20 protein-coding genes are annotated in these 15,273 nt (G+C 70.1%); 11 read left to right on the forward strand and 9 right to left on the reverse strand.

Going from position 1 to position 15,273, the window contains the following annotated elements:
* Nucleotides 1–169: 169 nt before the first annotated feature.
* Nucleotides 170–610, reverse strand: a complete 441-nt coding sequence (gene mce / locus IH50_RS0112550) for a methylmalonyl-CoA epimerase (protein ID WP_030860479.1) — start codon at nucleotides 608–610, stop codon at nucleotides 170–172.
* A gap of 147 nt (nucleotides 611–757) precedes the next feature.
* Here mce and IH50_RS0112555 point away from each other — a divergent pair, with 147 nt between their 5' ends.
* Nucleotides 758–1,981, forward strand: a complete 1,224-nt coding sequence (locus tag IH50_RS0112555; protein WP_078913942.1) for an acetyl-CoA C-acetyltransferase — start codon at nucleotides 758–760, stop codon at nucleotides 1,979–1,981.
* A gap of 40 nt (nucleotides 1,982–2,021) precedes the next feature.
* Nucleotides 2,022–2,978: a methylmalonyl Co-A mutase-associated GTPase MeaB gene (meaB, locus tag IH50_RS0112560; RefSeq protein ID WP_030860484.1), complete on the forward strand. Its 957-nt coding sequence runs from the start codon at nucleotides 2,022–2,024 to the stop codon at nucleotides 2,976–2,978.
* 9 nt (nucleotides 2,979–2,987) lie between these two features.
* On the opposite strand, the gene IH50_RS0112565 is transcribed toward meaB, so the two are convergent.
* Genes IH50_RS0112565 through IH50_RS0112575 form a run of 3 tightly spaced genes read right to left on the reverse strand, consistent with a single transcriptional unit; the run spans nucleotide 2,988 to nucleotide 4,378 of the window.
* Nucleotides 2,988–3,440, reverse strand: a complete 453-nt coding sequence (locus IH50_RS0112565) for a PIN domain-containing protein (RefSeq protein WP_030860486.1) — start codon at nucleotides 3,438–3,440, stop codon at nucleotides 2,988–2,990.
* Complete coding sequence (locus IH50_RS0112570; RefSeq protein WP_030860488.1) at nucleotides 3,433–3,720, reverse strand: type II toxin-antitoxin system Phd/YefM family antitoxin; 288 nt, start codon at nucleotides 3,718–3,720, stop codon at nucleotides 3,433–3,435. The genes IH50_RS0112565 and IH50_RS0112570 overlap by 8 nt, the downstream gene beginning before the upstream one ends.
* A gap of 40 nt (nucleotides 3,721–3,760) precedes the next feature.
* Entirely contained in the window at nucleotides 3,761–4,378 is a 618-nt protein-coding gene (locus IH50_RS0112575) for a PepSY domain-containing protein (protein ID WP_030860491.1), read from the reverse strand.
* 115 nt (nucleotides 4,379–4,493) lie between these two features.
* Between IH50_RS0112575 and IH50_RS0112580 the strand changes: the two genes are divergently transcribed.
* Nucleotides 4,494–5,213, forward strand: coding sequence for a response regulator transcription factor (locus IH50_RS0112580; RefSeq protein WP_051767270.1), 720 nt, complete (start codon nucleotides 4,494–4,496; stop codon nucleotides 5,211–5,213).
* A complete protein-coding gene (locus tag IH50_RS0112585; RefSeq protein WP_030860495.1) occupies nucleotides 5,210–6,646 on the forward strand; it encodes a sensor histidine kinase in 1,437 nt (478 codons plus the stop codon). Before IH50_RS0112580 ends, IH50_RS0112585 begins: the two co-directional genes overlap by 4 nt.
* A 12-nt stretch (nucleotides 6,647–6,658) precedes the next feature.
* Here the strand turns inward: IH50_RS0112585 and IH50_RS0112590 are convergent, their stop codons facing one another.
* The 3 genes from IH50_RS0112590 to IH50_RS39635 form a co-directional block, all read right to left on the reverse strand.
* The gene (locus tag IH50_RS0112590; RefSeq protein ID WP_030860498.1) at nucleotides 6,659–7,135 is read right to left on the reverse strand and encodes a MarR family winged helix-turn-helix transcriptional regulator; all 477 of its coding nucleotides are present in this window, start codon (nucleotides 7,133–7,135) and stop codon (nucleotides 6,659–6,661) included.
* 97 nt (nucleotides 7,136–7,232) lie between these two features.
* Nucleotides 7,233–8,009, reverse strand: a complete 777-nt coding sequence (locus IH50_RS0112595; protein ID WP_030860499.1) for an AIM24 family protein — start codon at nucleotides 8,007–8,009, stop codon at nucleotides 7,233–7,235.
* A gap of 108 nt (nucleotides 8,010–8,117) precedes the next feature.
* A complete protein-coding gene (locus IH50_RS39635; protein ID WP_030860502.1) occupies nucleotides 8,118–8,276 on the reverse strand; it encodes an Arc family DNA-binding protein in 159 nt (52 codons plus the stop codon).
* Between the two features lie 50 nt (nucleotides 8,277–8,326).
* Between IH50_RS39635 and IH50_RS0112605 the strand changes: the two genes are divergently transcribed.
* Nucleotides 8,327–9,553, forward strand: coding sequence for an RNA-guided endonuclease InsQ/TnpB family protein (locus tag IH50_RS0112605; protein ID WP_030860505.1), 1,227 nt, complete (start codon nucleotides 8,327–8,329; stop codon nucleotides 9,551–9,553).
* Nucleotides 9,554–9,588: 35 nt separating this feature from the next.
* Here IH50_RS0112605 and IH50_RS0112610 read toward each other — a convergent pair whose 3' ends face one another.
* Nucleotides 9,589–10,239, reverse strand: a complete 651-nt coding sequence (locus IH50_RS0112610; RefSeq protein ID WP_030860508.1) for an AIM24 family protein — start codon at nucleotides 10,237–10,239, stop codon at nucleotides 9,589–9,591.
* Nucleotide 10,240: 1 nt separating this feature from the next.
* The gene (locus IH50_RS0112615) at nucleotides 10,241–10,873 is read right to left on the reverse strand and encodes an AIM24 family protein (protein ID WP_030860511.1); all 633 of its coding nucleotides are present in this window, start codon (nucleotides 10,871–10,873) and stop codon (nucleotides 10,241–10,243) included.
* Nucleotides 10,874–11,078: 205 nt separating this feature from the next.
* Here IH50_RS0112615 and IH50_RS0112620 point away from each other — a divergent pair, with 205 nt between their 5' ends.
* The 6 genes from IH50_RS0112620 to IH50_RS0112645 all read left to right on the forward strand — a co-directional run bounded on the left by IH50_RS0112620 (nucleotide 11,079) and on the right by IH50_RS0112645 (nucleotide 15,233).
* Nucleotides 11,079–11,423: a DUF3817 domain-containing protein gene (locus IH50_RS0112620; protein ID WP_030860513.1), complete on the forward strand. Its 345-nt coding sequence runs from the start codon at nucleotides 11,079–11,081 to the stop codon at nucleotides 11,421–11,423.
* The gene (locus IH50_RS0112625) at nucleotides 11,420–11,713 is read left to right on the forward strand and encodes an MTH1187 family thiamine-binding protein (protein ID WP_030860515.1); all 294 of its coding nucleotides are present in this window, start codon (nucleotides 11,420–11,422) and stop codon (nucleotides 11,711–11,713) included. The genes IH50_RS0112620 and IH50_RS0112625 overlap by 4 nt, the downstream gene beginning before the upstream one ends.
* A gap of 547 nt (nucleotides 11,714–12,260) precedes the next feature.
* Nucleotides 12,261–12,485 (forward strand): GntR family transcriptional regulator, encoded by a 225-nt coding sequence (locus IH50_RS0112630; protein ID WP_030860517.1) that lies wholly within the window; start codon nucleotides 12,261–12,263, stop codon nucleotides 12,483–12,485.
* An 82-nt stretch (nucleotides 12,486–12,567) separates the two neighbouring features.
* Entirely contained in the window at nucleotides 12,568–13,077 is a 510-nt protein-coding gene (locus IH50_RS0112635) for a MarR family winged helix-turn-helix transcriptional regulator (RefSeq protein ID WP_030860520.1), read from the forward strand.
* A 43-nt stretch (nucleotides 13,078–13,120) separates the two neighbouring features.
* Complete coding sequence (locus IH50_RS0112640; RefSeq protein WP_030860522.1) at nucleotides 13,121–13,453, forward strand: DUF3817 domain-containing protein; 333 nt, start codon at nucleotides 13,121–13,123, stop codon at nucleotides 13,451–13,453.
* Between the two features lie 79 nt (nucleotides 13,454–13,532).
* The gene (locus IH50_RS0112645) at nucleotides 13,533–15,233 is read left to right on the forward strand and encodes an acyl-CoA mutase large subunit family protein (RefSeq protein ID WP_030860524.1); all 1,701 of its coding nucleotides are present in this window, start codon (nucleotides 13,533–13,535) and stop codon (nucleotides 15,231–15,233) included.
* The last annotated feature ends 40 nt before the right edge of the window (nucleotides 15,234–15,273 follow it).

A 15,273-nucleotide genomic window follows, 5' to 3' on the forward strand; every position in this document is an offset into this window, starting at 1 on the left:
GGGGCCCCCGGGGAATGGTGTCAGATCAGCGGCGGAGCATGGGCTGCCGCCCCGCGCTCGCCCCCCGGAAACCGGACCCCGGCGATCCCGCCGCCAAAGACGACGGGACTCGGTCACCACGCATCGAGCGGCGACCGGACCCAACCCTACCGGCCCTTATGTACGTGGGTCAGTGCCCGGACGACTCAACGGGCGCCGAAGTGACCAGTTCCGTCAGTACGCCGTGGCAGTCCTTGGGGTGCAGGAAGGTGATTCGTGACCCCATGGAGCCGCGCCGGGGCTCTTCGTACAGAACGCGTACGCCCTTGTCCTTGATGTCCGCGGCCTCCGCGTCCACATCCGCCGTACCGAAGGCGATGTGGTGGACGCCCTCGCCGTTCTTCGCCAGCCACTTGGCGACGGTGGAGTCCTCCCGGGTCGGCTCCAGGAGCTGCAGGTAGGAGGCCCCGCCGTCGGAGGTCTCATTGATCTTGAGCATGGCCTCGCGCACGCCCTGCTCCTCGTTGACCTCGGAGTGGAACACCTCGAAGCCGTACGTGGACCGGTAGAACTCGACGGTCTTGTCGAGGTCGAAGCAGGCGATCCCGATGTGGTCGATTCGCGTCAGCATGGATTCAGTGCAGCGCTCCCGCGATGGTTACGCAACGTGCGCGCGATCACACCGAAAGGGCGATGACGTGGTCCACCGCACGTCAGTACATTCGAAGTAAACCCTCGTTCACTCCTCGGCTGTGCAGCCGGAAGGGGATCGCAGCTCATGTCTTCCGAAACTTCCGCACCATCCGCAACGAACGGCACGACCTCCGTCATCGTCGCGGGCGCCCGCACCCCCATGGGTCGGCTGCTCGGCTCACTGAAGTCCTTCTCCGGAGCCGACCTCGGCGGCTTCGCGATCAAGGCCGCCCTCGACCGTGCGGGGATCGGCGGCGACCAGGTCCAGTACGTGATCATGGGCCAGGTGCTCCAGGCCGGCGCCGGCCAGATCCCGGCCCGCCAGGCCGCCGTCAAGGCCGGCATCCCGATGAGCGTCCCGGCGCTCACCGTCAACAAGGTGTGCCTCTCCGGCCTCGACGCCATCGCGCTGGCCGACCAGCTCATCCGCGCCGGCGAGTTCGACGTGATCGTCGCCGGCGGCCAGGAGTCCATGACCAACGCCCCGCACCTGCTGCCGAAGTCCCGCGAGGGCTTCAAGTACGGCGCGGTGCAGATGCTCGACGCCATGGCGTACGACGGTCTGACCGACTCCTTCGAGAACATCGCCATGGGCGAGTCCACGGAGAAGCACAACACCCGCCTCGGCATCGCCCGCCCCGAGCAGGACGAGATCGCCGCCCTGTCCCACCAGCGGGCCGCCGCCGCGCAGAAGAACGGCGTCTTCGAGGCCGAGATCACCCCGGTCGAGATCCCGCAGCGCAAGGGCGACCCGGTGCTGTTCAGCAAGGACGAGGGCATCCGCGGCGACACCACGGCCGAGTCGCTCGGCAAGCTGCGTCCGGCCTTCGCCAAGGACGGCACCATCACCGCGGGCTCCTCCTCGCAGATCTCGGACGGCGCGGCGGCCGTGGTCGTGATGAGCAAGGCCAAGGCGCAGGAGCTGGGCCTGGACTGGATCGCCGAGATCGGCGCCCACGGCAACGTGGCCGGTCCCGACAACTCCCTCCAGTCGCAGCCGTCCAACGCGATCCGGCACGCCCTGAAGAAGGAGGGCCTGGAGGTCTCCGACCTCGACCTCATCGAGATCAACGAGGCCTTCGCCGCGGTCGCCGTGCAGTCAATGAAGGACTTGGGTGTTTCCACCGAAAAGGTGAACGTCAACGGCGGCGCCATCGCGCTGGGTCACCCGATCGGGATGTCCGGCGCCCGGCTCGTCCTGCACCTGGCGCTGGAGCTGAAGCGGCGCGGCGGCGGTGTCGGCGCGGCGGCGCTGTGCGGCGGCGGCGGCCAGGGCGACGCGCTGATCGTGCGGGTTCCCAGGGCCTGATCCGCTTTTTGCAGGTTTTCCTCTCGTGAACGGAGCTGTGATGCAGGACGTCTCCTCGCTGGTCGCCCGGGCCAGGGAAGGCAGGCCACGGGCCGTGGCCCGGCTGATCTCCCTGGTGGAGGGGGCGTCCCCGCAGCTCAGGGAGGTGATGGCGGCCCTGGCGCCGCTGACCGGGAACGCGTACGTGGTCGGCCTGACCGGCTCCCCGGGCGTGGGCAAGTCCACCTCCACCTCGGCCTTGGTGACCGCGTACCGCAAACAGGGCAAGCGGGTCGGCGTCCTCGCGGTGGACCCCTCCTCGCCCTTCTCGGGCGGCGCCCTGCTCGGCGACCGCGTCCGCATGTCGGAGCACGCCTCCGACCCGGGCGTCTACATCCGCTCGATGGCGACGCGTGGCCACCTGGGCGGCCTGGCGTGGGCGGCCCCGCAGGCCATCCGCGTCCTGGACGCGGCGGGCTGCGACGTGATCCTGGTCGAGACGGTGGGCGTGGGACAGTCGGAGGTGGAGATCGCCTCCCAGGCCGACACGTCGGTGGTGCTCCTGGCCCCCGGCATGGGCGACGGGATCCAGGCGGCGAAGGCCGGAATCCTGGAGATCGGCGACGTCTACGTGGTCAACAAGGCCGACCGCGACGGCGCCGACGCCACCGCCCGCGAGCTGAACCACATGCTCGGCCTCGGCGAGTCCCGCGCCCCCGGCGACTGGCGCCCGCCGATCGTGAAGACGGTCGCCGCGCGGGGCGAGGGCGTCGACGAGGTCGTCGAGGCCCTGGAGAAGCACCGCGCCTGGATGGAGGAGGGGGGCGTCCTGACGGAACGCCGCCTGGCCCGGGCCTCCCGCGAGGTCGAGACCATCGCGGTCACGGCCCTGCGCGAACGCATCGGCGACCTCCACGGCGACCGCCGCCTGGACGCGCTGGCGGAACGCATCATCGCGGGCGAGCTGGACCCGTACCGGGCGGCGGACGAACTGGTGGCGGGGCTGACCCGGGGCTGACCGCAGTGGTCAGAGATCGTCGGGCAGGAGCCGGAAGGCGGGTTCTCCGGTGAGCGGCCGCATCATGCGGAAATGGCTGTCCGTGGTGAAGAGGGACGTCGTCCGGAAGGCCGCCGCCAGCGCCACGTTCATCGCGTCCGCCAGCCCCACTCCTGCCCCGCCGTCGGTGTCGGCATATCCGCGCATCACCGCCATGGCCGCCCTCAGGTGCGGCGTGGTCTCGGGAATCTCGAACCGGCGGGCCTCCGCCTGCCCTGCGACGAAGTCCAGCGCGCTCATGGCCGCACGGGCACCGATCCGTGACGTCAGCAGGTAGTCCAGCTCGGTGAGCACCATGGGCGACACCACGAGGTGACCCATGCGGGCCAGAGCCTCCCGGTGAGCGGCGTGGCGGGGGTCCTTCGGGGTGAACAGCCGGTACAGCGCGTTGGTGTCGGCGATCGCGACCGGGACGTCAGCCATCGGTCTCCTCGGCCGTCGCTCCACCCATACCGCGCAGCGTCGCCTCGATCTCGTCGTCGTCGAGCACCGGACCCCCCAGGTCGGGGATGTCCAGGTCGCCCATGGGGTCGGTGCGGAACGGGTACGCGGGGCGGCCCGTGGGCGTGCCCCGGGGAACGATGTCCCCTATGGGCACGCCGTCCTTGGTGATGGTCACCGTCTCCCCGGCCGCCACGCGGGCCAGGACGCGTGATGTCTGCTGATTGAGTTCCCTGAGCGGGACCTCGGCACCGTCACTCATTCCTCTAATGTACTACCCGTTCTACATGGCGGGGCGGTGCTCAGTCGTCGTCCGGGTCGTCCCCGTCGTCGTCCCGGTCCGCCGTGACGGAGCCGCTGCGCAGGTCGACCCGCCAGTCCCGCTCGTCCCCGCCGGAGGCGCGGGTCTCGGTCTCCCAGCCCCGGTCATCGTCGTCGTCCAGCTCCACCGACGTCACCGTCCCCTTGGCGGCAGCCGCCTTCGCGGCCTCCTCGGCCGTCACCGACGCCCCCTTCAGCGCGGCCCGCACCTCGGCGGTGTCGTCCTCGTCATCCTCCGAGGAGCCCAGGACCTTTCCGGTGCCCGGGTCGATACGCACGCTGTGCCAGGTGTCCCCCTTGCCGAGGACGTCGACCTCCCAGACCGCGTCGTCCAGTTCGGCGGAGACGGCCGTGCCCGGCGTGTGCTTCAGCGCGGCGGCGATGGCGCCGGCGGCGGTGACGTCACCGGAGACGGCACGCTCGTCGCGGTCGTCGTCCCGCGTGTCGTCGTCGCGCCCGTCGTCGTCCCCCGCCCGGGTCTCCGCCCGCGCCACCGACGCCGGCCCGTCGTCGTCCCCCGAGACCGCGAGGGCCGTGGCCGTACCGCCCCCGACGAGAGCCGCGGCGGTGACGACGGCGATCACGATGTTGCGCTTCATGCTGGTTCCTCCCGAGCTGCTTCGTTTGCGACGCCTTCAATCTCGCCGACCGACGCTGAGGAGAACCTGAAACCGGCTGAAAGGATCTTCAGGTTCCCTTTGCGACCCTTGACGCATGCGCCCACCCGTCTCCCACCACCACCCTGCCGGAGGCGCTTCGCGCCGCCTCTTTCGACTCTTGATCGTGGAGGACGAGAAGCGGCTGGCCCTGTCGCTCGCCAAGGGCCTCACCGCCGAGGGCTACGCCGTGGACGTCGTCCACGACGGCCGGGAGGGGCTGCACCGGGCCACGGAGGGGACGTACGACCTCATCGTCCTCGACATCATGCTGCCCGGCCTGAACGGCTACCGGGTCTGCGCCGCCCTGCGCGCCGCCGGCCACGACGTGCCGATCCTGATGCTCACGGCGAAGGACGGCGAGTACGACGAGGCGGAGGGCCTCGACACCGGCGCCGACGACTACCTCACCAAGCCGTTCTCGTACGTCGTCCTCGTCGCCAGGATCAAGGCGCTGCTGCGCCGCCGGCAGGGCGCCGGGGCCTCCCCGGTCCATGTGCACGGCGACCTCAAGGTGGACACCGCCGCCCGCCGGGTCTTCCTGGACGAGGACGAGGTGACCCTGACCGCCAAGGAGTTCTCGGTCCTCGAACACCTGGTGCTGCGGGCCGGCGAGGTGGTCTCCAAGGCCGACATCCTCGAACACGTCTGGGACTTCGCCTACGAGGGCGACCCCAACATCGTCGAGGTCTACGTCAGCGCCCTGCGCCGCAAACTGCGCGCCGGCCTCATCCGCACCGTGCGCGGCGCCGGCTACCGCCTGGAGACGGCGCCGTGAGCCGCCTGTTCGGCTCGGTCCGCGCACGGGCGACGCTCGGCGCCACCCTCGTGGTCGCGGTCGCCCTCGTCGCGGCCGGCACCGCCGTCCTGCTGTCGCTGCGCTCCAACCTGATCGGCGAGGCGGGCACCCAGGCGGAACGCTCCGCGCGGGCGGTCGCCTCCGAACTCGCCGCCCGGACGCCGTACGACAGGCTGTCGGGGCTGGACGGGGACGACCGCCCGGTGCAGATCGTCGACGAGGACGGACACCTGGTCGCGGCGAGCGAGGACCTGGAACGGGTCACCGGCACGGCGACCACCGACGTGACCCCGCGGTCGCCGAGGCCGGACGACGACGATTCCGACGACTCCGACGACGACTCGGACGACTCCGGCGACGAGTCCGACGACGGCTCCCTCGCCCCCGGCGAGATCGCCGGCGAGATCACCTTCAGCAACGGCTCCGCCACCGTCGACGGCGACACCGAGGACTACCGTTTCGCCGCCGTGGAGGTGGAGACCGGCGACCGGGGCCGCCTCACCGTCCACGCGGGCGCCCCCCTCGCCGCCGAGCACAGCGCCGTACGGACCGCGCTGACCGTGATGCTCATCGGCTTCCCCCTCCTGTTCGGCGTCGTCGCCGGCGTGACCTGGCTGGTCACCGGCCGCGCCCTGCGCCCGGTGGAGGGCATCCGGAGCGAGATGGCCGCGATCACCGCCTCCGAGGACCTCGCCCGCCGCGTCCCCGAACCGGCCACCCACGACGAGATCGCCCGCCTGGCCCGCACCACCAACGAGACACTGGCCGCGCTGGAGGCGTCCGTGGAGCGGCAGCGGAGGTTCGTCGCCGACGCCTCGCACGAGCTGCGCAGCCCGATCGCGTCCCTGCGCACCCAGTTGGAGGTGGCCGCCGCCCACCCCGCGCTGCTCGACCTGGACGGCGCCGTCGAGGACACCGTGCGGCTCCAGCACCTCGCCGCCGACCTGCTGCTGCTCGCCCGCCTCGACGCGGGGGAGCGGCCCGCCGACGCCCGGGTCGACCTGTCCGCGCTGGCCCGCGAGGAGGCCGCGGGACGTACGGGCGTGACCGTGGACGCGGAGGCGGCGGAGGTCAACGGATCCCGGGGACAACTGGCGCGCGTGCTCGCCAATCTGCTGGACAACGCCCGGCGGCACGCCCGCGAGCGGGTCACCGTGACCGTACGGCGGGAGGGCGGCTGGGCGGTCCTGGGGGTGGCCGACGACGGCGAGGGGGTGGCCGAGGCCGACCGGGAGCGGATCTTCGAGCGGTTCGTACGGCTGGACGCCGCCCGCAGCCGCGACGACGGTGGCGCGGGGCTGGGGCTGGCGATCGCGCGGGACGTCGCCGTACGGCACGGCGGGACGCTCACGGCGTCCGCGGCGCCGGCCGGCGGAGCCCTCTTCGAACTCCGCCTGCCGCTCGCCCGCTGAGACCGGGGGCCGTCAGTGACGCCCCCGCTGCCCCCGCAGGTGCTCGGCGATGGGCTTGAGGGCCTTGTCGAGCTCGGTGAGGGCCTCGGGGGAGAGCAGGTCGATGAAGTGCCGGCGCACGGACGCCACATGGTGCGGCGCGACCTTCTGCATGGTCTCCATGCCGTGGTCGGTGAGGACCGCGTACAGCCCGCGGCGGTCGGACTCGCAGTTCTCCCGCCGGACCAGGTGCGCGTTCTCCATGCGGGTGATCTGGTGCGAGAGGCGGCTCTTGGACTGCATGGTGGCGGAGGCGAGGTCGCTCATCCGCATCCGCCGGTCCTCCGACTCGGACAGGTTCACCAGGATCTCGTAATCGTTCATCGTCAGGCCGAACGGCTGCAGATCCTTCTCGAGCTGGTACGTCAACAGCCTGTTGACCTCCAGGTGGGTGCGCCAGGCGCACTGCTCCGCATTGGTCAGCCAGCGGGTGGCCGTCTCGGTCTCCATGAATGAAGTCTACCTAAGGAAGTTGAATGGCGAACTAATAAGGCTTCCGCGTGACACCATGCGCAGGCGTTCGATGTCACACCCCGCACATTACCGCTCACAGCCCGAAGCGACGCTGGAGGTCTCCGAGCTGTCCGGGAAGACGCGGTGTGCCCGCCCCCTGCCCGTGGCCACCCGAAACGCCGCTTCCGGGTACCCCCGGCTCCTGCGGAGTGACCCCCGTCGCCTGCTCCGCCATCAACGTCTCGGACGACTGGAGCAGCACCGTGCCCGCCCCCACGAACTCGAACTGGTGCTCCTCGCCGGAGGCCCCGCCGAGGCCCGTCATCGCACGTAGACCGCCCATCAGGCCGGTCATGTAGCCGTGGTCGTAGTGGTGGCACGGGGAGGGGCAGTCCGCCCATCCGACCAGCGCCTGCGGGTCCACCCGGATGGGGGGTTCCATGAACACCACCGGACCGTTGGATGCGGCCACGAACTTCCCGGTTCCGATCAGTGTCAGAAAACCCGGCACGATCGACTGCTTGAGCGCGAGACTTGGCTGAAAAGCGAGGAGGTTGCCCGAGCGAATGGTCAGGTTGCCGTCCTCGAGGTCGTACGAATTCACGTCGAAGGCCCGGTCGGCGAGGAGCATCTTGCCCGAGCCCTCCGCCACGACCCAGTCGCTCGCGTGCAGTGGCGAATGGAACGACGTGCGGACGAGCCGGTCGAGTCGCCCGTGCCCGATCCCGTTGAAATCGATCGAACCGTAGTAGGCGATCATCTTCCCCTTCTGCATGAACCACTGGGTGCCCTTGAGCTCCACGCAGAAGGTGTAGGGATCGACGCTGTCGTCGGACGGCAGCGTCATCGGGTCGTGGACGGTGGGGTTCATCGTGTTCCTCCCGGGACGTCCTGGCCTTCAGGTCGGGGTGGGGGTACCTCCCGCTTGCGGGGGAGAGCCGGACCCCCGTGGAGCAGGGAAGGGGAAGTCGAATCGCCGTCAGGGTGATTCGGCGTCAGCCATGGCGGCGTTGCGCTCGGCCTCCAGGCGGTAGACGATCTCGGAGTTGAGGGACCTCCGGGTGGACTTGGTCTGAGTGACCAGCCACTCGTGCAGATCGGTGGGCAGTCGGAGTGTGATGCGCTTCTCTTCGTCCATGATTCCAAAGTAGTGGTTCCTTGATAGGCATCTAGTGGCAGAATGACACTATGACGACACGATGGAAGGCTTTGGGGGATGCCGGGCGCGCTCGGTACACCTACCGGCTGCGTGTGTCGTCGGCCGCCCGGACGGCGCTGCTCGCCGAGTGGGACCGCTGCCGCTGGGTGTGGAACGAGTGTGTGGCCAAGTCCCGCGCCGTGCACGCCCACAACCGCACGCACCCCGGCGACAGGCTGACGTGCGGCCCGGCCCAGCTCGACAGGATGCTGACCGGGGCCCGCGCGACGACGCCGTGGCTCCGGGAAGGCGCTTCGGTGCCGCAGCAGCAGACCATCCGCGACTTCGCCAAGGCCCGTTCCAAGGTGCTCAAGGACATCGACAAGCGCCTGCCGGTGCGGCAGCGCGCCGGGATGCCACGGCACAAGAGGAAGCGTGAGGCTCTGCCCACGCTGAACTACACCACCCGGGGCTTCCGGCTGAAGGACGGCCGCCTCCACCTGGCGGGCGGTATCGCGCTGACGGTGGTGTGGTCGCGTGAACTTCCGGCCGCCCCCTCGTCGGTGCGTGTATACCGCGATGCGGTCGGGCATTGGTACGCCTCGTTCGTCGTCGCCACCGAGGTCCAGCCGCTCCCCGCCACAGGCCGCGTGCTCGGCGTGGACTGGGGCGTCAGGGAAACCGCCACCACCACATCCGACACCCACGACCTTCCCCACGCCCAGCACGGGAAGACCGCCGCCCAGCGCCTCGCCCGCTACCAGCGGATGACAGCCCGTCGTAAGCCCGCTCGTGGGCAGGCGGCGTCCAAGGGATACCGGCAGGCGCAGGCGCAGGCCGCGAAGCTGCACAAGAAGGTCGCCCGGCAGCGGCAGGACACCGCCCGCAAGTGGGCCAAGCGCGTGGTCCGTGACCACGACGCCATCGCCGTCGAGGACTTCCGGCCGAAGTTCCTCGCCAAGACCACCATGGCCCGCAAAGCCGCCGACGCGGCGATCGGCGCCACGAAGACGGCCCTGATCGAGATGGGCCGCAAGCACGGGCGGGACATCCGCCTCGTGCACCCCGCGCACACCACCATGGACTGCGCGTCGTGCGGAGCGAGAACCAAGCACGCACTTCCTCTTTCGGAACGTACCTACACCTGCACCGCGTGCGGAGCCGTGTCCCCCAGGGACAAGAACTCCGCCCGCGTGATGCTGGTCCGGGCTGGTCTCATCCCGGCTGGTGTCGAGGGCGTAAGACCTCCGGGAGCGCTGCTCCCGGAGGCAGCCTGAGCCAGGAATCCCCCGCCCTCAGGCGGGGGAGGATGTCAAAGCTTCTCCTCCGACGCCTGGACGTACACGGCACCGCTGCCGCTCAGCTCCAACTGGAACGCCTCGCCGGATCCCCGGCCCACCATGTCCCGCCAGCCGAGCGCGGTCGACAGCTTGTTGCGGACGTCACCGTGATGGGCGACGTAGGCCTGCGGATCGACGTGCACCGGCCGCTGCGGGGTGATCGGGACCTCGATGACCCCTCCGTGGGCCATCACCGCGACGGCCCCGTGCCCCTTGAGCGAGGTCGTGAACAGCCCCTGCCCGGAGACCTGCCCCCGCACCATGCCCATCACCCCGCCCTGCGAGCCGAGGAACACCGTGCCCTGCTGCAGGGTGCCCTCGAAGGCCAGCAGCCGGTCGGCCTCGACGTACAGCGTGTCCCCGGCGAGGTTGATCACCTGCACGTGGTGGCCGCCGTGCCCAAACAGCACGGTGCCGCTGCCCTCGACGGTCATCAGCGGCGTGTCCTCGTTGGCGACCCGCCGCCCGATCATCGACATCACCCCGCCCTGACCGCCCGCCATGTTCGGGGTGAAACCGACCTCCCCCTTGTACGCGAGCATCGCGCCGCGCTGACTGAACAGCCGCTGACCGGGTGACACCGTCGCCTCGATCATCTTCGCGTTGATCTCCCGGAAGCCCATGTCACACGTCCCCCGCGATCGTGTTCCGCTCACTGGGCTGCACGTAGACCAGCCCGTCGCCCTCGAACCGGATCTGGAAGGCCTCGCCGCCGCCTTCTCCCATCAGGGTGCGGAAGGTCACACCCGACTGGAAGGACTGCCGCAGGTTCCCCTGGTGGGCTACGTAGGCGCCGGGGTCGACCGTCAGCGGGTACTGCGGGCTGACCCGGAGCAGCACCGCCGGCCCGTCCGACAGGAGCGCCGCCTGACCGTGCCCCTCGACCGTCGTCGTGAACAGCCCGTTGCCCTGCGAGGCCCCGCGCAGCCCCGTGAACGTGGTCCCGGTGCGCAGACCCCCATCCGTCGCCAGCAGATTGCTGGACTCCACGTACAGCTTGTCGCCCCGCAGACCCACCAGATTGATCTCGGAGGCCCGGTCCGCGAAAAAGCAGGTCCCGTGCCCCTTCACCTCCATCAGTGTCATCTGCTCACCCGTGAGCCGGCGGGTCACCATCCCCCGCAGCCCCTCACCGCCACCGCTGAGCTTCTTGAAGGCCATCTCACCGTCGTACGCGACCATGGAGCCGTTCTTCGCCTTCACGGCATCCCCGGTCATGTCGACGGCGAGCACCTTGCTGCTCTGAAGTCGGAACATCGCCACGTCTGCGACGGTAGCCGCACCGCCGCCCCCGCCGACAGATCCCGAAGGTGGAGTCGCACCCTGACCGGCCCCCTACGGAACGCACGGACCCCCTCCGGTGATCGCGGACGGCGTTTGCCACAATGGCGGGACGCTTGTGCGTGCGTTCACAAGCCGTCCGACCCGTCAACGCCGACGTCTCTCCCACCGAAGGTGACCCGTGGACATCAAGACCGCCTCCGCCCTCCGCCGCCTCCGCCTGGTCTCGGGCCCCGAAGCGATCTCGTTCCTGCTGCTGCTCGTCTGCTCGGTCCTGAAGCGGACGACCGACTTCAACGCCGTCCCGGTGATGGGCTATGTCCACGCCTTCCTCTTCATCCTCTACGTGGTCCTCTGGGCCGACGCCTGGAACCGCGCCAAGTGGCCGCTGAAGACCGCCGCCTTCTACTTCCTGATGTCGGTCCTCCCGACCGGCGGCTTCTTCGCCGACCGCCGCCTCAAGCGCGAGGCCGAGGACGCGGTGATCGCCTCCCGCGCCCGTAACGAAGGCGTCGTGAACGCATGATCGTCGCCTTCTCCGTGACACCGCTGGGCGTCGGCGAGGACGTGGGGGAGTACGTCGCCGACGCCGTGCGCGTGGTCCGCGCATCCGGCCTGCCGAACCGCACCGACGCGATGTTCACCTCGATCGAGGGCGAGTGGGACGAGGTCATGGACGTGGTCAAGCGCGCCGTGGCCGCGGTGGAGGCACGCGCGCCGCGCGTCTCCCTGGTCCTCAAGGCGGACATCCGCCCGAACGTGACGGACGGCCTCACCTCCAAGGTGGAGACCGTCGAGAGGCATCTGGCCGAGTAACCGTGTGCGGGGCCGCGTCCCCCGGCCCCAGTGGTCCCACCGGGCTTGTCGGTGGGGCCACTGGGGTCCTTCATGTGTGTCCGTCGGCCGCTGCTACCGGCGGGGCCCGTCCGTCCGCCGTCCGGTACCTCAGGGCTGTCCAGCCCCAGCCGCTCACCGCGCAGAACCGCGACCAGGACTGCTTCCTCGGCGGAGTGCGCGACGAAGCGCAGGGCGGCCCTCAACTCCGGTGGCGTCGCCCCGGCGTCGTCGGCCAGGCCCCGTGCCCGAACGGCGTCTGCCTGCGCGGTCGTGATCAGTTCGGCCTCCAAGGCGTCGGCCAGTCGGTTGACGACCCCGTCGCCCGGTGAGACGAACGCGGGCCGGTCGCCCTCTCGCCAGGGCAGGCGTCGAAGCTGGGTAGTGTCGTGCATGTCGTCGCTCCTTCATAGCGGCGGCTACGCCCCGGGGCCGTTCGCGCGGTCACCGGGGTACTTACAGTGACGACCTTACGCGGTTACGCGCTTACGCGGTAGCTCGTATCCGCATTTCCGCGGACGCTGGAGGTATGGAACTTGATCGCGCCGTTCCCGTCTGGCCCCAGGTGGCCGCAGACCTCCGTCGACGCCTGGACGCCGGCGAATGGGAGCCCGGTGAGCGCTTCCCCGGCACGGTCGCGCTGGCGGCGGAGTACGGCGTGACGCAGTCGACGGTCCAGAAGGCCGTCGTCGCCCTCCGGGAGGAGGGTCGCCTGCGCACGGTTCTGGGGGCGGGGAGCTATGTCCTGCGCTGACGGCGGTTCACTGCGTGATGCGGCGGGACCGATGAGTGAGACGGGGCTGACCGACATATGACCGGCCGGTAGGGTCTGGTCCGTGCCGAAGCCGCTCAGTCTCTCGTTCGATCCCATCGCCCGCGCCGACGAGCTCTGGAAGCAGCGCTGGGGAAACGTACCGTCGATGGCCGCGATCACCTCGATCATGCGGGCGCAGCAGATCCTGCTGGCCGAGGTGGACGCGGTCGTCAAACCGTACGGGCTCACGTTCGCGCGGTACGAGGCGCTGGTGCTGCTGACCTTCTCCAAGTCCGGTGAGCTGCCGATGTCCAAGATCGGCGAGCGGCTCATGGTGCACCCCACGTCGGTGACGAACACCGTGGACCGCCTGGTGCGCTCGGGCCTGGTCGCCAAGCGCCCCAACCCCAACGACGGCCGCGGCACCCTCGCGACCATCACCGACAAGGGCCGCGAGGTGGTCGAGTCCGCCACCCGCGACCTGATGGCCATGGACTTCGGTCTGAGCGCCTATGACGCCGAGGAATGCGGCGAACTCTTCGCGATGCTCCGGCCGCTGCGGGTGGCGGCGGGGGACTTCACGGAGGACTGACCCGGGACAAGATCTCCCGGAACGGGCCGTTACGCTCGTGTCCATGAAGAAGAGCGTGCTGACCCGCTACCGGATCATGGCCTACGTCACCGGTGTCCTCCTCGTCGCGCTGACCCTCGGCATGATCGGCAAGTACGTGCTCGACATGGGTGGCGCGGCCGACTTCACGCAGGTGGTCAGCATCGCCCACGGATGGCTGTACGTCGTCTACCTGATCTTCGCCTTCGACCTCGGCTCCAAGGCGAAGTGGCCGGTCAAGAAGCAGCTCTGGGTGCTGCTCGCCGGGACCGTCCCCACCGCCGCGTTCTTCGTGGAGCGCAGGATCAGCCGCGAGCTGGAGGGCAAGATCGCGGACGAGGCTCCCGCAGTCGCGTAACGCGTCTCACCGCCGTACGGAGCAGCGTGCGGCGGTCTGCCATCGACATTTACTTGGACGTCCTAGTAAATTCGAGGGTATGGACGCTGACGCCATCGAGGAGGGCCGCCGACGCTGGCAGGCCCGGTACGACGCCGCTCGCAAGCGCGACGCGGATTTCACCACGCTCTCCGGCGATTCCGTGGAGCCGGTGTACGGGCCCCGGACCGGGGACACCTATGAGGGGTTCGAGCGGATCGGCTGGCCGGGGGAGTACCCCTTCACCCGCGGGCTGTATCCGACCGGCTACCGGGGGCGGACGTGGACCATCCGGCAGTTCGCCGGGTTCGGGAACGCGGAGCAGACCAACGAGCGCTACAAGATGATCCTCGGCAACGGCGGGGGCGGCCTCTCCGTCGCCTTCGACATGCCGACGCTCATGGGCCGCGACTCCGACGACCCGCGCTCCCTGGGTGAGGTCGGCCACTGCGGGGTGGCGATCGACTCGGCCGCCGACATGGAGGTCCTGTTCCGGGACATCCCGCTCGGGGACGTGACGACCTCCATGACGATCAGCGGGCCCGCCGTGCCCGTCTTCTGCATGTACCTCGTCGCCGCCGAGCGCCAGGGCGTCGACCCCGCCGTGCTCAACGGCACGCTGCAGACGGACATCTTCAAGGAGTACATCGCGCAGAAGGAGTGGCTCTTCCAGCCCGAGCCCCATCTGCGCCTCATCGGCGACCTGATGGAGCACTGCGCCGCCGGCATCCCCGCCTACAAGCCGCTCTCCGTCTCCGGGTACCACATCCGCGAGGCCGGGGCGACGGCCGCGCAGGAGCTGGCGTACACGCTCGCGGACGGCTTCGGGTACGTGGAACTGGGACTCAGCCGCGGACTGGACGTGGACGTGTTCGCGCCCGGCCTCTCCTTCTTCTTCGACGCGCACGTCGACTTCTTCGAGGAGATCGCCAAGTTCCGCGCGGCCCGGCGCATCTGGGCGCGTTGGATGCGGGACGTCTACGGCGCCAAGAGCGACAAGGCGCAGTGGCTGCGCTTCCACACCCAGACCGCCGGTGTCTCGCTGACCGCGCAGCAGCCGTACAACAACGTCGTACGGACCGCCGTGGAGGCACTGGCCGCCGTGCTCGGCGGGACCAACTCCCTCCACACCAACGCCCTCGACGAGACCCTCGCGCTGCCCAGCGAGCAGGCCGCCGAGATCGCCCTGCGCACCCAGCAGGTCCTGATGGAGGAGACCGGCGTCGGCAACGTCGCCGACCCGCTGGGCGGTTCCTGGTACGTCGAGCAGCTCACCGACCGCATCGAGGCGGACGCCGAGAAGATCTTCGAGCAGATCAAGGAGCGGGGCCTGCGCGCCCACCCGGACGGCAGGCACCCGATCGGGCCGATCACCTCCGGCATCCTGCGCGGCATCGAGGACGGCTGGTTCACCGGCGAGATCGCCGAGTCGGCGTTCCGCTACCAGCAGGCGCTGGAGAAGGGCGACAAGCGGGTCGTCGGCGTCAACGTCCACACCGGGTCCGTCACCGGCGACCTGGAGATCCTGCGCGTCAGCCACGAGGTGGAGCGCGAGCAGGTGCGTCTCCTCGGCGAGCGCAAGGCCGCCCGCGACGACGCCCGGGTGCGCGGCGCGCTCGACGCCATGATCGCGGCCGCGCGCTCCGGCGCCAACATGATCGAGCCGATGCTGGACGCCGTACGCGCGGAGGCGACGCTCGGCGAGATCTGCGGTGTCCTGCGCGACGAGTGGGGCGTCTACACGGAGCCCGCCGGCTTCTAGACCCGACGCCGCTCGGTCAGGCCGGCGGGCTCTGCCCTGC

The sequence above is a fragment of the Streptomyces sp. NRRL S-37 genome, from assembly GCF_000721605.1.
In the GTDB taxonomy this organism is placed as follows: Bacteria; Actinomycetota; Actinomycetes; order Streptomycetales; family Streptomycetaceae; genus Streptomyces.

Coding starts and splice junctions, on each gene's coding strand:
- mce (WP_030860479.1), bottom strand. CDS start 610: ATGCTGACGCGAATCGACCACATCGGGATCGCCTGCTTCGACCTCGAC.
- IH50_RS0112555 (WP_078913942.1), top strand. CDS start 758: ATGTCTTCCGAAACTTCCGCACCATCCGCAACGAACGGCACGACCTCC.
- meaB (WP_030860484.1), top strand. CDS start 2,022: ATGCAGGACGTCTCCTCGCTGGTCGCCCGGGCCAGGGAAGGCAGGCCA.
- IH50_RS0112565 (WP_030860486.1), bottom strand. CDS start 3,440: ATGGCTGACGTCCCGGTCGCGATCGCCGACACCAACGCGCTGTACCGG.
- IH50_RS0112570 (WP_030860488.1), bottom strand. CDS start 3,720: ATGAGTGACGGTGCCGAGGTCCCGCTCAGGGAACTCAATCAGCAGACA.
- IH50_RS0112575 (WP_030860491.1), bottom strand. CDS start 4,378: ATGAAGCGCAACATCGTGATCGCCGTCGTCACCGCCGCGGCTCTCGTC.
- IH50_RS0112580 (WP_051767270.1), top strand. CDS start 4,494: ATGCGCCCACCCGTCTCCCACCACCACCCTGCCGGAGGCGCTTCGCGC.
- IH50_RS0112590 (WP_030860498.1), bottom strand. CDS start 7,135: ATGGAGACCGAGACGGCCACCCGCTGGCTGACCAATGCGGAGCAGTGC.
- IH50_RS0112595 (WP_030860499.1), bottom strand. CDS start 8,009: ATGAACCCCACCGTCCACGACCCGATGACGCTGCCGTCCGACGACAGC.
- IH50_RS39635 (WP_030860502.1), bottom strand. CDS start 8,276: ATGGACGAAGAGAAGCGCATCACACTCCGACTGCCCACCGATCTGCAC.
- IH50_RS0112605 (WP_030860505.1), top strand. CDS start 8,327: ATGACGACACGATGGAAGGCTTTGGGGGATGCCGGGCGCGCTCGGTAC.
- IH50_RS0112610 (WP_030860508.1), bottom strand. CDS start 10,239: ATGGGCTTCCGGGAGATCAACGCGAAGATGATCGAGGCGACGGTGTCA.
- IH50_RS0112615 (WP_030860511.1), bottom strand. CDS start 10,873: ATGTTCCGACTTCAGAGCAGCAAGGTGCTCGCCGTCGACATGACCGGG.
- IH50_RS0112625 (WP_030860515.1), top strand. CDS start 11,420: ATGATCGTCGCCTTCTCCGTGACACCGCTGGGCGTCGGCGAGGACGTG.
- IH50_RS0112630 (WP_030860517.1), top strand. CDS start 12,261: ATGGAACTTGATCGCGCCGTTCCCGTCTGGCCCCAGGTGGCCGCAGAC.
- IH50_RS0112640 (WP_030860522.1), top strand. CDS start 13,121: ATGAAGAAGAGCGTGCTGACCCGCTACCGGATCATGGCCTACGTCACC.
- IH50_RS0112645 (WP_030860524.1), top strand. CDS start 13,533: ATGGACGCTGACGCCATCGAGGAGGGCCGCCGACGCTGGCAGGCCCGG.